At 64.7% G+C, this 12,389-nt stretch carries 16 protein-coding genes and 2 tRNA genes; 14 read left to right on the top strand and 4 right to left on the bottom strand.

Translation table 11 applies throughout. From position 1 onward, the window contains the following. Position 1: 1 nt before the first annotated feature. A tRNA-Leu gene (locus tag DFK10_RS15345) sits at positions 2-88 on the bottom strand. Between the two features lie 2 nt (positions 89-90). Beyond that, positions 91-167, bottom strand: a tRNA-Ile gene (locus tag DFK10_RS15340). Between the two features lie 43 nt (positions 168-210). On the opposite strand from DFK10_RS15340, the gene DFK10_RS15335 reads away from it, so the two are divergent. Both DFK10_RS15335 and DFK10_RS15330 read left to right on the top strand, forming a co-directional pair. After that, the gene (locus DFK10_RS15335; protein WP_109389911.1) at positions 211-636 is read left to right on the top strand and encodes an acyl-CoA transferase; all 426 of its coding nucleotides are present in this window, start codon (positions 211-213) and stop codon (positions 634-636) included. 31 nt (positions 637-667) lie between these two features. Further along, a complete protein-coding gene (locus DFK10_RS15330) occupies positions 668-1,609 on the top strand; it encodes a phage tail tube protein (protein ID WP_109389910.1) in 942 nt (313 codons plus the stop codon). Positions 1,610-1,629: 20 nt separating this feature from the next. On the opposite strand, the gene DFK10_RS15325 is transcribed toward DFK10_RS15330, so the two are convergent. After that, positions 1,630-1,923, bottom strand: coding sequence for a hypothetical protein (locus DFK10_RS15325; protein ID WP_109389909.1), 294 nt, complete (start codon positions 1,921-1,923; stop codon positions 1,630-1,632). Between the two features lie 123 nt (positions 1,924-2,046). Between DFK10_RS15325 and DFK10_RS15320 the strand changes: the two genes are divergently transcribed. From DFK10_RS15320 to DFK10_RS15300, 5 genes are all read left to right on the top strand, one after another. Next, complete coding sequence (locus tag DFK10_RS15320) at positions 2,047-2,442, top strand: hypothetical protein (RefSeq protein ID WP_109389908.1); 396 nt, start codon at positions 2,047-2,049, stop codon at positions 2,440-2,442. A gap of 112 nt (positions 2,443-2,554) precedes the next feature. Continuing rightward, positions 2,555-2,755 carry a DUF7697 family protein gene (locus tag DFK10_RS15315; protein ID WP_109389907.1) on the top strand — a complete coding sequence of 67 codons (201 nt, stop codon included), beginning with the start codon at positions 2,555-2,557 and terminating at the stop codon, positions 2,753-2,755. Continuing rightward, a complete protein-coding gene (locus DFK10_RS15310) occupies positions 2,748-5,216 on the top strand; it encodes a phage tail tape measure C-terminal domain-containing protein (protein ID WP_109389906.1) in 2,469 nt (822 codons plus the stop codon). The genes DFK10_RS15315 and DFK10_RS15310 overlap by 8 nt, the downstream gene beginning before the upstream one ends. Next, on the top strand, positions 5,213-5,812 hold the full coding sequence (locus DFK10_RS15305; protein ID WP_109389905.1) for a hypothetical protein: 600 nt from the start codon (positions 5,213-5,215) through the stop codon (positions 5,810-5,812). The genes DFK10_RS15310 and DFK10_RS15305 overlap by 4 nt, the downstream gene beginning before the upstream one ends. 8 nt (positions 5,813-5,820) lie before the next feature. Continuing rightward, entirely contained in the window at positions 5,821-6,372 is a 552-nt protein-coding gene (locus tag DFK10_RS15300; RefSeq protein ID WP_235866864.1) for a hypothetical protein, read from the top strand. A 393-nt stretch (positions 6,373-6,765) separates the two neighbouring features. Here the strand turns inward: DFK10_RS15300 and DFK10_RS15290 are convergent, their stop codons facing one another. Then, on the bottom strand, positions 6,766-6,993 hold the full coding sequence (locus tag DFK10_RS15290; protein ID WP_109389903.1) for an AbrB/MazE/SpoVT family DNA-binding domain-containing protein: 228 nt from the start codon (positions 6,991-6,993) through the stop codon (positions 6,766-6,768). A 27-nt stretch (positions 6,994-7,020) separates the two neighbouring features. On the opposite strand from DFK10_RS15290, the gene DFK10_RS15285 reads away from it, so the two are divergent. The 7 genes from DFK10_RS15285 (at position 7,021) to DFK10_RS16345 (ending at position 12,349) form a co-directional block, all read left to right on the top strand. After that, positions 7,021-7,470: a DUF6950 family protein gene (locus DFK10_RS15285; RefSeq protein ID WP_109389902.1), complete on the top strand. Its 450-nt coding sequence runs from the start codon at positions 7,021-7,023 to the stop codon at positions 7,468-7,470. Between the two features lie 3 nt (positions 7,471-7,473). After that, positions 7,474-10,068 carry a host specificity protein J gene (locus DFK10_RS15280; RefSeq protein WP_109389901.1) on the top strand — a complete coding sequence of 865 codons (2,595 nt, stop codon included), beginning with the start codon at positions 7,474-7,476 and terminating at the stop codon, positions 10,066-10,068. Between the two features lie 97 nt (positions 10,069-10,165). Next, the gene (locus DFK10_RS15275) at positions 10,166-10,396 is read left to right on the top strand and encodes a hypothetical protein (protein WP_109389900.1); all 231 of its coding nucleotides are present in this window, start codon (positions 10,166-10,168) and stop codon (positions 10,394-10,396) included. Between the two features lie 38 nt (positions 10,397-10,434). Continuing rightward, the gene (locus DFK10_RS15270; protein ID WP_109389899.1) at positions 10,435-10,746 is read left to right on the top strand and encodes a phage holin family protein; all 312 of its coding nucleotides are present in this window, start codon (positions 10,435-10,437) and stop codon (positions 10,744-10,746) included. Between the two features lie 86 nt (positions 10,747-10,832). Beyond that, complete coding sequence (locus DFK10_RS15265; protein ID WP_109389898.1) at positions 10,833-11,060, top strand: hypothetical protein; 228 nt, start codon at positions 10,833-10,835, stop codon at positions 11,058-11,060. Between the two features lie 99 nt (positions 11,061-11,159). Then, positions 11,160-12,092 (top strand): C40 family peptidase, encoded by a 933-nt coding sequence (locus tag DFK10_RS15260; RefSeq protein ID WP_109389897.1) that lies wholly within the window; start codon positions 11,160-11,162, stop codon positions 12,090-12,092. Next, positions 12,089-12,349, top strand: coding sequence for a hypothetical protein (locus tag DFK10_RS16345; protein WP_146193283.1), 261 nt, complete (start codon positions 12,089-12,091; stop codon positions 12,347-12,349). The genes DFK10_RS15260 and DFK10_RS16345 overlap by 4 nt, the downstream gene beginning before the upstream one ends. Positions 12,350-12,389: the final 40 nt, after the last annotated feature.

Here is a 12,389-nt window from a genome sequence, read left to right as displayed (position 1 = left end):
TTGGTACCCACGGCCGGACTCGAACCGGCACGGCCAATCTGGCCAGGAGATTTTAAGTCTCGTGTGTCTACCATTCCACCACGTGGGCTTTGGTAGGCCCGGCAGGACTTGAACCCGCAACCAAAGCGTTATGAGCGCTCTGCTCTAACCAATTGAGCTACAGGCCCACTCGGGGGCTAGTTGCCGCATTCTGTTCGGAAAAACAAGTCGATGCCCACCACCCGCGAAACCATCCTCACCGCCCTGGCGGATCTCTTGCGCACGATCCCACATGTGCCGGTGCTGCGCGGCGAGGTTTTGCCTGAACGCGTACCGCCATCGGGCCTGATCATTTTGCGCGATGGGGATCCAGGCGAACCGGGCGTGACGCTGTCGCCGCTGCGGTATCATTACCAGCACCGCGCTGAGCTGGAGGTGGTAGTGCAGGATGCCAAGAGCCGCGACGCGCGTTTTGCGGAGCTCATTGCCTCGATCGGGGCGGTCATCGTGGCGGATCGCACACTTGGTGGTCTGTGCGATTGGGTTGAGACCGAGGCGCCTGAGCCGGTCGACCTGCCGGTTGAGGGTGCGGCAAGCCTAAAGGCCGCCGTCGTGCCCATCATACTGCATTACGCGACCAGCGATCCGCTGGCCTGACGACAAAACCTGACGTTGACGGAGAGAGACAATGGCACGAGCCCAAGGGGCGCGGGCGCAGATGGCGCTGGCGTTCGAGACCACCTATGGCACGCCGCCTGCGAGCGGCTACACAAAGATGCCCTTCGCCAGCACAACGCTTGGGTCGGAGCAGCCACTGCAGACCTCAGAACTCTTGGGCTATGGCCGGGATCCGCAGGCGCCGATCAAGGATGCGGTGACGGCGGATGGCAATGTTGTGGTGCCGATTGATGCCGACGCCTTCGGGTTCTGGCTGAAGGCGGGGTTCGGGGCGCCCAGCACGACAGGGGCCGAGGCGCCCTATACCCATACATTTACCTCCGGGAACTGGGCGCTGCCGAGCTTCTCGGTCGAGACCGGTATGCCGGAGGTGCCGCGCTATGCCATGTATTCCGGCTGCATGGTCGATAGTCTGAGTTGGCAGATGGCACGGTCCGGTTTGCTGACCGCCACGGTCAGCCTTGTGGCACAGGGCGAAGAGGTTGACACTGTAAGCGCCGCAGGCGTCCCGGCACCTATCACCCTGCAACGCTTTGGGCATTTTAACGGCGCCGTCACACGCAACGGGGCCGATATCGGCAACGTGGTCTCGGCGGACATCACCTATGCCAACAATCTCGATCGCATCGAAACGATCCGGGCCGATGGCAAGATCGACGGGGCGGACCCGTCGATCGCGGCGCTCACGGGCAATATCGTTGTGCGCTTCGCGGACCAGACACTGGTGCAACAAGCGATCAATGGTGAGGCCTGCGCGCTCGAATTTACCTACACGTTGGCCACTGGCGAGAGCCTGACGCTGGCCGCCCATGCCGTCTATCTGCCACGGCCGCGTGTTGAGATCTCCGGCCCACAGGGCGTGCAGGCCACGTTCGACTGGCAGGCGGCCAGCGATCCAAATGAGGGCCACATGTGCACGGTGGCCCTTATCAACGATCGAGAGGCTTATTGATGGCGCCGGGAGCGGATCGCTCAGTGTTCAATATGAGAGATTGGATTGCTCAGGCGCAGGACGGGTCTGCCGTTGATCGTCACTTCGGTGGCCACGGACCGGCCTGGGGCTGTGATCGCCTCACGGCTTATGGTGGCCATCATAACGGTGGTGTCGTGCAGGCGCTCTTCAGCTCTTTCAGCGCGCTGCGTGGCCTTGCGCAATTGGTCCTGAAGCAGGGCCACCTGCTCCTTGAGGCTCGCGCGCTCAGACTTGGTGATCTCCAAAGCCACAGAAAGTTCCAAAATCTGTCGCCACTTGGGATCCTCAGCCATTTGGCGCGTTCCTCTCGTTTGGTCGCGGATCAGGCGTGACCCCAGGGGGGAACAGATCCTCAGCATGCTTCGCTGCGTGACCGTTTCGCTTTTTGTGCCAATGAATGATGGAGACCTCAAGACATGCTCAAACTCAACCTTTCCACTGAGCCGCACTGGCTTGATCTTGGCCATGGCGTGCGGCTGTTTGTGGAGCCGTTGACCACGGCCGTGATGATGGCAGCGCGTAGTGACCCAAGCGTGAGGACAATAGCAGGTGACGACGCGGACCTCGACAGGGCCACCGATCCTGGCCACGATGATCAGATCGCCGTCATCGTAGCCAAGGCCGTGGCGCGCATCGTTGTCAAAGACTGGGAGGGCGTTGGCGACGCGGAGGGCAAGCCTCTGCCGCTGACGCCTGAGGGCATCGACGCTCTTCTTGAGCTCTGGCCGATCTTCGAGGCGTTCCAGACCGACTACATCGCCGGGGCGCTGATCCTGGAGCAGGAAAAAAAAACGCCTGACCGCGCTCGCTGACTGGGAGTTCAGCGGGGGCGGTGCCTATTGCGCGGCGTGCGTGGGGGCGTGCCCGGACTGCCCCTACCGTCTCAATGCGCCGCACACCTTCGAGGGTTGGCAGGTCTGGGACTTGGTCCAGCGGCTCGGCGGGCAGGTGCGCGTGGCTGCCGGCGCAAATGGCGGCGCGGTCATTGGCTGGAATATGGGGCCGGCGCTGCAGCTCGGCGCCGCTCTCGGGCTGTCACCCCGCATCATCGCTGAACTTCTGCCGCACATCGAGGCTGTGATGGTGCGCAAGACAAACGAAGAGATTGAACACGACCATGGTTGAGAAAAAGGTCTCTGTCCGCTTGTCGGCGACGGGCGGTCGGCAGGTGCGAGCCGAGCTTGAGGGCGTGGGCCAGGCTGGGTCGCGGGGCATGGGGCGTTTGGGACACGAATTGGACCAGGCCAATGCGCGCATGGCGGCTTTTGCGCGGCGGGCGCGGGGCGTGGCCAGGGTTGCGGCCGCCGCCCTGGCTGGGGCTACGGTGGCGATGACGCGCTCGACCATTGCGGCCGCCAATGAGATTGATCAGCTCTCCCGGGTGGCCAATGCCAACCCTGAGGTCTTCCAGCGCTGGTCGGCGGCCTCGGCCACGGTGGGGATTGAACAGGAAAAACTCGCGGACATCCTCAAGGACGTGAACGACAGGGTTGGAGACTTTCTGCAAACGGGGGGCGGCCCGATGGCCGACTTCTTTGAGAACATCGCGCCGCGTGTGGGGCTAACGGCCGATCAGTTTGCCCGACTGTCCGGTCCTGAGGCGCTGCAGCTTTATGTCGAGAGTTTGGAGCGCGCGGGTGTCAACAGCCAAGAGATGACCTTTTATCTCGAGGCGATGGCCTCGGATGCGACGCGTCTCATTCCGCTCTTGCAGAACGGCGGCGCGGAGATGACGCGGCTTGGGGCACAAGCACAGGCGCTTGGGGCAGTGCTCGACGCAGATGCCATTGCTGCCATGCGCCGGTCTGAACTGGCGCTGGTCAGCATCGGTCAGGTGTTTACGGGGGTGCGCAACCGGGTTGCCGTGGCGCTGGCCCCGTCTTTGGAGGCTGTGGCCAAGACTTTTGTCGTCCTGGCCTCTTCCACCAGTCCGATCAGCCGGGCCTTTGATGCGGTTCTGGCCAATCTTGACCGGCTCGCGATCTATGCCGGCACCTTCGCCAGCTTCCTCGCTGGCCGCTGGTTAGCCGCGATGGCGGCGGCGGCGCTTTCGGTGCGGGGGTTGGCAACCACGCTTGTGGTGCTCAAGGGCGCCCTCATCCGCACGGGCATCGGCGCGCTGATCGTGGGTGCAGGCGAGCTGGTCTATTGGTTCACGCGGCTGGCCTCCGGCGCGGGCGGCTTTGGCGTGGCGATGCGTCTTTTGAAGGATGTCGCCGTTGAGGTCTGGGACCGGATCAAGATGGGGGCCTCGGCCGTGGGCGCGCGTACCACGGCGATGTTTTATGATCTCAAAGCTGATGCGGCCTCCAGCATGGCGGGGGCAATTGAAAGCGTGGTTGCCTTTGGCAATGCTACGGCGAATACCTTTGAAGGCGCGCTCTTGGCGGTGCGGGAGATCTGGGCGCGGCTGCCGGGTGTGATCGGGGATCTGGTCTTCTCGGCGGCCAACCGGATGCTCGATGGGATCGAGGCGATGCTGAACGGCGCGATCGCCCGGATCGATGCCTTTACCGGCAAGATCCGCGCTGCACTGGCGGCGGTTGGGATCGAGAGCACCTTTGGTGAAATAGGCGCGCTTGATCTGGGCGATATCCTGAACCCCTATGCCGAGGCCTCGGCGGAGGCGGGTAATGCAGCTGCAGAGGCGTTCCGCCGGGCATTTGAGGACCAGCCGCTCACCGCGCCAGATCTGGGGCTTGACGGGATCGCCGCCGAGGCGCTGCGCACGGCCAATACCTATCGTCAGGCCGCCACGGACCTCGCGACGAGCGCCACGGCCCCGCTGACCTCCTGGGCGGCGCTGCGCGATGCGGTTGCGGGCACCGGCGCCGACGGTGCGGCAGCGCTTGATGAGGCTACGGACGCCGCGGATCGTCTGGCAGGCGCTATGGCCCAGACTGGAGAGGCCGTTACGGGTGGTGGTGTACGCGGCGCCAATGGCGGGGCGGCCGAAAAGATCGTGACTGGCTGGCGCGCCGTCTCGGAGGCCCTGAAGTCCTACGCCACGGACGCGCTCGACTGGGGCAAGGATCTGGGTGAGACGCTGACCAGTGCCTTCTCTGGCGCCGAAAGCGCGTTCCGCAGCTTTGTCGAAACCGGCAAGCTCGACTTCAAGGGGCTGGTGCGTGCGATCCTGGCGGATCTTGCGGTGCTGCAGTTCCGCCGGGCGGTCCTTGGGCCGATTGCAAATGCGCTCGGGGGTATTTTTGGCGGCGCAGAGGCCGTCACGGCGGTGGTCTCCCATACTGGTGGCATGGTGGGGCTCTCCGGCCATAGGCGCACTGTGCCCGCAGCCGTCTTTGCCCATGCGCCGCGCATGCATACTGGGGGTTGGGCCGGGTTGCAGCCTGATGAAGTGCCCACCATCCTGCAGCGGGGTGAGCGGGTCTTGTCGCGGGCCGAGCTTGCCCGCGGGGCGACTGGCACACCGCCGGTGGCTGTCCACCTCAGTGTCGATGCGCGGGGGGCGCAAATGGGTGTGGCCGAGCAGATCGCAATGGTGCTGAGCAACGCTCAGCCTGAGTTCGAGCGCATGGCGGTGGCCGCTGTTGGCAATGCGATGCGGCGGGGGCGGATGGCATGAGCGTCATTGTGGAGCTGCCGCGCACCTGGGTGGCGGGCCTTGAGCGGCGCTTGGTGACCGCCACCAGTCAAACGCCGTCGCCCTTTACTGGAACGGTGGAGGTGCAGGACTGGGGCGGGGAATGGTGGGAATATGAGATCGAGTTCGCCGCACAATCGGGACCGCTGGCGCGCTCGGTCTCGGCCGCCCTGACGGCCCTTGGCTCTGGCCGGGGCCTGCTGCTCTTTACCGATCCATCGATTGCGCCCAAGAACCTCGCGCAACCGATCACACTGGCGATACCCGTCTCGGGGGGCAATGTGGTGCAAACGCAAGGTTGGCCACCGGGGGCGGCGGCCCTGGCCTCGGGCGACTTTGTCTCCATCGGCACGGCGCGCGAGACGCGGCTCCACCAGATTGCCTTTGACGCGACGGCGGATATCAATGGCATGGCGACGCTGACGCTCTTTCCAGCGATCCGCCGCGCGCTGCCGGCCCACACCCCTTTGGAGGTGAACCGGCCGCAGGTGCTGCTGCGCCCCAAAAGTGCCGTGTCGACGCGCATTACGCGCGTGGCGCGTCACCGCTTCGCCCTATCAGCCCGCGAGGCGCTATGAGCCGGGATATGACAACCTCCGTGGCCGCGGCGCTGGAGATTGCGGATCTGCAGCCTGCGATCTTTTTTGAAGGCGCATTCCCGTCGGGCATGGTGCGGATCTGGACCGGTCCGGGGCCGACGGACTGGGACGGCAAGACCTGGACCGGCGTCGGCGCGCTTCTTGGGCTTGGCCCGCTTGAAGAAACCTCGGACGTTGTGGCCTCTGGCACGACGGTCTCGCTCTCAGGCGTGCCGCTGGATCTGGTGGGGCTTGCGATCGATGAGGCGCGCCAGGGTCAGGCGGGACGCATCTGGCTGGCGCTACTTACGGAGGACCGCGCAGTGATTACCGATCCCGTGCAGGCCTTTACGGGCCGTCTTGATGTGCCCGAGTTGCAGGAGGATGGGCAGAGCTGCCGGATCACGATCAGCTATGAAAACCGTCTCATTGATCTCAGCGTGCCGCGCAACTGGCGCTATACCCATGAAAGCCAGCAGGCCCTGCATCCAGGTGATCGCGGCTTTGAGCATGTGACGGCGATCCAAGATCGGGAAATCACCTGGGGGCGGGGGGGATGAATTGGGTCGGTCGAAACGGGTTATCGATCCGCAGCTGGTCTTCAATGAGCAGACCGTGCTGCATGTCCTCGGAGTAAAGCGTGGTGCAGCCAGCCTCGAGGGCGACGGCCACGATCATGGCGCCATAGACCGAGAGCTTGTAGCGCGCGCCGAGGGCACGGCCGATGTCATGGGTCTGTGCGCTCAGATCACAGACCTAGCAGAAATACCGCACATGGGCCAGAAATCGGCCCGATTCGGACCAGTCCATCCCGGCTTTGCGCAGGCAATTGACCAGCGCCTCGTTGAGTACCTGCACGCTGATCAGCCCCCCCTTGAGCGATGAGCGCGGTGGCCCTGTCGGCCTTGGAGCCCTGGTCGAGCAGGTAGTGGATCATGTTGGTGTCGAAGAACTCAGCGCGCATGAGCGTCGTCGCGTGAGAGCCGCTGATCTGCGCGCAGCCGCCCCCGAAACTCTGCCAGTGCGGCCAGTACCTCGTCGGGGTTGGGCTGACGCAGGACGGTCAGGCCGGTCTCGGTGGCCTGCAGCTCGATCTCATCGCGGGCCTTGAGATCGAGCTTGCGCACCAAGTCGGCGGGTAAGCGGACGGCGAGGGAGTTGCCCCACTTGGCGACTTGCATGATGAACCTCCCCTAAGGTGGATAGACATGGGATTGAATGTATATCCGGGCGAGCCACGCCGCAAGGCGCCGCTGCGGGTCAGGAACTGGGAGCAGGTCCTCGCCACCGCTATAACCCGTGCGCAGGCCCAGCCTTTTGCCTGGGGCCAGCACGACTGCGCGACCTGGGCCTTTGATCTGCACCGTGACCTCACAAACGGCCCGGACCATGCCGCCCTGTGGCGGGGACGGTATCGCACACGGGTCGGCTGCGGGCGAGTGCTGCGCCGGCTTGGCTGGGCCGGCCTTGAAGAGGGCGGGCGCGCCTTGTTGGGTGACCCTCTTGCTGATGTGCGGCTTGCTCAACGGGGCGATCTGGTTCTGGGTGGCGCGCCGGAGGCGTTTGGGGTCGTGATCGGCGCCAAGGCGGCCTTTGTGGCGCCAGAGGGTCTGGTGCGCCTGTCTCTTGCAAGCTGTCGTCTGGCCTGGAGGACGTGACCCATGCCACCAGTGGTTCTTGGTGCCGTGGCCCTTGGCGGGGCTGCGGTGGCTGCCGGTGGTCTATCGGCGGCCTTTGCGGCGGGTGGGCTCATCGGCTTTGCGGCCAATTTTGGCGGCTCGATGCTGCTCTCGGCTGCCGCGCAGGCGATGATGCCCACGCCCTCGCTGGGCCAGATGGAGCTTCAGGCCCGCATGGTGACGGTGCGCGAGCCGGTGATGCCGCGCGAGATGGTTTGCGGGCGCGCCCGCAAGGGCGGCGTGATTGTGTTTTTGCATTCCACGGGTGCGAAGGACAAGGATCTGCACCTGGTGGTGGTGCTGGCCGCCCACCGTGTCAAATCCATTGGCGCCATTTACTTTGAGGGCGAAGAGGCGGTTGACGCGTCGGGGATCGCTCAAGGCCGTTGGGCCGGAAAGGTTACTGTTGAAAAGCGCCTCGGTGCGGCGGACCAGACCGCCTTTGCGGGGCTCATCGCGGCGGCGCCGGAGCATTGGACGGCCGCACACCGGCTTGCGGGGTGTGCAGCGCTCTATCTGCGGCTCAGCTATGACGCGGATGTTTTTCCGGTGGGCATTCCGAACATCACCGTGGATCTGGAGGGCAAGGACGACATCCTTGATCCCCGGACCGGCGCGCAGATCTACACCGAGAATGCGGCGCTCTGTGTGGCCGATTACATGGCGCATCCGATCTACGGGATCGGCGCTGCAATCGGGGAGCCTGACGGGATCTCACCGGACAGTCTGATCGAGGCGGCCAATATCTGCGATGAGGCGGTGCCCGTGGCCACAGGTGGGAGCGAGCCGCGCTATACCTGCAATGGTGTGGTCTCGCTGTCGCAAACGCCCCAGCCCATTATCGAGTCGATGCTGACGGCCATGGCGGGGCGCTGCATCTGGCAGGCGGGCCAATGGCGGTTGCGGGCGGGGGCTTACCGGGTGCCGGAAACGACGCTCACAGCCGATGATGTCCGCGAGGGCGGGCTGACCCTGACCACGCGGCAAAGCCGGGCGTCGAACTTCAACGCGGTGCGCGGCCAGTTCGTGAGCCCTGAGAACAGCTGGCAGCCGGATGACTTCCCGGCCTATGCCAGCGAGGCCTACCGGTTGGAGGACAATGGCGAGCGGGTCTGGCGGGATATCTCTCTGCCCTTTACGATCTCGGCGTCCATGGCACAGCGGCTGGCCAAGATCGAGCTGGAGCGGGCGCGGCGGCAGATGCGCCTGACCCTGGCCGGCAAGCTGAAGGCCTGGCGCGTGGCGGCCGGCGAGACCACCTATCTGCGCTATGACCGTTGGGGCTTTGGTGGTGCAGGTCTGCCGGAGGGCAAGCCCTTTGCGGTTGACGCGGTGCGGTTGGATCTGAGCCAGGCCGGAGGGGGGCCGCGTCTGGCACCAGAGCTCTCCTTGCAAGAAACCTCCCCGCTCATTTACGACTGGGACGTCTCGGAAGAACAGATCTATGCAGCCGCCCCGCGCACGACCTTGCCCTCGGCTTTCGACATCGCGCCACCGGGGGCACCGCAGATCACGGAAGAGCTTTACGTGACGCGGGATGGCTCGGCTGTGAAAGTCCTGGCCCGGATTGCCTGGGCGCCCGCGGCCTCGGGCTTTGTCGAGACCTATCAGGTTGAGACCCGCCGGGAGGGCGGCGCCTGGCTGGATCGCGGCCGCACCTCGGGCACGGTGATGGAGTTGCGCGACATCCAGCCGGGCCAATGGGAGGTGCGGATCAAGGCGATCTCGATTCTGGGGGTGTCGTCGGCCTGGCGGGAGGGCGCCTTGGAGATTGTTGGGCTGACGGCGCCACCGGCGGCATTGACCGGGTTGACGATCCAGTCAGCGGGTGGTCTTGCCGTCCTGAAATGGCAGCGCGCGGGCGATGTGGATGTGCGCGTGGGCGGCAATGTCATTATCCGCCACAGCAAGGCGAGCCTCGCCACCTGGGCGAACTCCACGCTTATGGACCAGGTCTCGGGCGGTGAGGCGATTGCGGTCGTGCCGCTCAAGCCCGGAACCTACCTCTTGCGCGCCGAAGACAGCGAGGGGCGCATCGGGCCGGTCAGCACGGTCACGACCAAGGGCGTGCAGATCCTGAGCTTTGCGCAGCTGAACACATTGGCCGCCGAGCCCGGGTTTGCCGGGGCCAAGACCAATCTCGAGGTTACGGCCGGGACCTTGCAGCTCAAGACCGGGACCGATGCTGCGGGCAGTCCTGTGGTGCTGGCTACCGAAGGGCTTTACCAGTTCGACGGGCACCTAGATTTTGGTGGCGTGAAGCGGGTGCGGTTGCGCTCGGATATCTTGGTCGGGGCCTCGGCCCTGTCCGACTACATCGATGATCGAATGACTCCCATCGACAGCTGGGCTGACTTTGACGGCTCCCAGGGGGCTGATATCGACGTGGTGCTCGAGGTCCGAGAAACTGATGATGACCCGGCGGGGGCCAACCCGTTCTGGGGGCCATGGGGGCGGATCGACAACAGCGAGATTGAGGCCCATGCGGTTGAGGCGCGCGCCTGGCTGAGGACGCGTGATCCGGCCTTTACACCGATCGTCTCGGAATTGCGCTTGATCGCGGATGAGGTGGTTTGAAGGCCGGCCTTGGCAGGCAGGGCGTCCTGTGGCGGCCTGTCGGCTGTTCCGCAAAGGCGAAGGCCCTGCGGCTGAATTGTAAACGGGAAATCGACTTATGACCCAAGCCCAAAGCTTTGTGATCATCAACGATGACGGGGCGGCCGTACGCGCGCAGATGAACGCCATCTTTGCGGCCTTGCGCTCAACCAGCAGCGGCGAGGTCGCGCCCACTGCCACCGCGCCCGGCATGCTGTGGCTGGACACAAGCACCACACCGCCGACGCTCATGCTGCGCGATCTGGCCGATGCCGCCTTCGAGCCACTGCTTGATGGCGGGGAATACTGATCGAGACCAAGAACTGTATAGGACCACGGGAGGCGCCCATGATCGAGCCGGGCTTTTTAGAAACCTTGAACAGCCTGTTTGGTGGGGCGGTAACGACGCTGATCGGCGCCTTCACGGGGCGGCTGATGTATCACTCCGGCGAGGTGAAGCTGGGCCGGCGGCGGTTTTTTGGCAAGGAGCTCTTGTGGGAAATCCCCGTGGCCATCGGGATGGCAATCATTGGCGAGGCCGTCGCCAGCTATCTTGAGCTTGGCCAGCCGGTGCGCACGGGGCTGGTGGCCACGCTGGCCTATCTGGGCCCGCGCGGCGCAGAAGCCCTGATGACGGCTTGGATGTGTCGTAAGCAGTAGGTCGCACCTGTGCGGCTCGTCTCTTGATGTCCAGCTGACTGTCGCCATCTAGAGCGCACGGAATGAATAAGGGGAGAGGCTTTGTAATGACCGATATCGCTGAGGTTCTAGCCCAGTTGCCCGAGGCCGATGATCCTGTCGTGGTGCTACGCTCGGCTGTTTTGTCCCAAGGTGGATTCTGGCCCGAGCTGCAGCCGGCCTCTGGGCTCTTTGAAGTTCAACTCTTCGGCGTTGTTGGCATTGGCCCGTCCCAAGCCGCCGCCGTCGATGATTGGGTCGAGCAAGCCAAAGCCTATTTGCGCACAGCCGCCTAAGGCAAGTGCGGACTGGCCCGCCAAGCCCGTCGGGCTCAGCCACTATTTTAAGACCACCACAGCCGCCCTTTTGGGCGGCTTTTTGCATGGGAGAGCATCATGACACCTTTTGAGATTGCCCGCGGATATATTGGCACCACCGAGGGCCCGGGCCCTGCCAACAACCCTCTTGTCATGGAGATGTATGCATCGGTTGGCCATGACTGGGTGGAGCATGACAGCGTGGCCTGGTGCGCGGCCTTCGTCGGTCATTGCCTGGAGACGGCCGGGATCCGCTCGACGCGCCAGCTCACGGCGCGGTCTTATCTCGACTGGGGCATTCCGGTGGAGCTCACGGAGGCGCAGCCCGGTGATATCGGGGTGATCCCGCGCGGTGCGTCGAGCTGGCAGGGGCATGTATTTTTTATCGACCGGATTGAGGGGGCCTCGGTCTGGGGGCTTGGCGGCAATCAGTCTGATGCGGTGACCATAAAACGTTACCCGGTCTCCAAGCTCCTGGGGGTGCGGCGGGCTGGGGCTGTGGCGCACTCAGTGACGATGTCGGCGCGGGCGGTTCAGGCCCGCCTGAAGGCGCTCGGATACCACGAGGTCGGTATGATTGACGGCATCATTGGCCCACGCAGCCGTGCTGCGATCCTTGCGTTCCGCGATGATCAGGCCCTGCCGCTTGTGCCCGTCATTGATGTGGCGCTGGAAGAGGCGCTGGAGACGGCCTCCCCACGCCAGGAGGCGCCAGAGCGGGTAGAAGGCGTTCCGTCGGAAAGCCGGATCGTTACGGCGGCCAATGCGCAGATTGGGCTGGGCACGCTTGGGGCGCTTGGTTCCTTGAGCGCTCAGGTTGCCCCGGCCTTACGTGAGGCTGAACAGGCCCGTGAGACGGCCTCTCGGATCTTTGCGCTCACAGGCCTCGAGGCGTGGCTGACCGTGGCCATGCCGTGGATCGGGGTAGCCGTGTTTATCGGTGTCATTCTCTTTGCTGTGAAGGCCCGCCGCGCGCGGATCGCTGATCACCGGACAGGGCGCACCCCATGAGGGCCCAGCTGACGTCCCTTCTGTCCGGGTGGGGCCGCTGCGCGGTACTTTATCTGGCGCTCGCCGCCGCGCTCGTGAGTACGGCCTGGCTACTGATCCGGCACGGCCGTGTTCAGGCGGAGACCGAGTTTGCCATCCGCCGCGCCGAGGCGCGCATCCGCGCCATGCAAACTGCAAAGGACATTCGTCATGACGTGCAGCAAAACGCTGGCCGCGCTGATCTTGAGCGCCGGGCTGACCGCTGGATGCGGGATTGATCCCGGTCGGTCTTACGAGGCCTGTGATTGGGCTGAGCCG

Origin of the sequence: Salibaculum griseiflavum (assembly GCF_003129565.1) — a bacterium.
Classification (GTDB): domain Bacteria; phylum Pseudomonadota; class Alphaproteobacteria; order Rhodobacterales; family Rhodobacteraceae; genus Salibaculum; species Salibaculum griseiflavum.
Note: the sequence above shows the minus strand (reverse complement) of the source record. Positions and strands in the feature narration are given on the sequence as shown.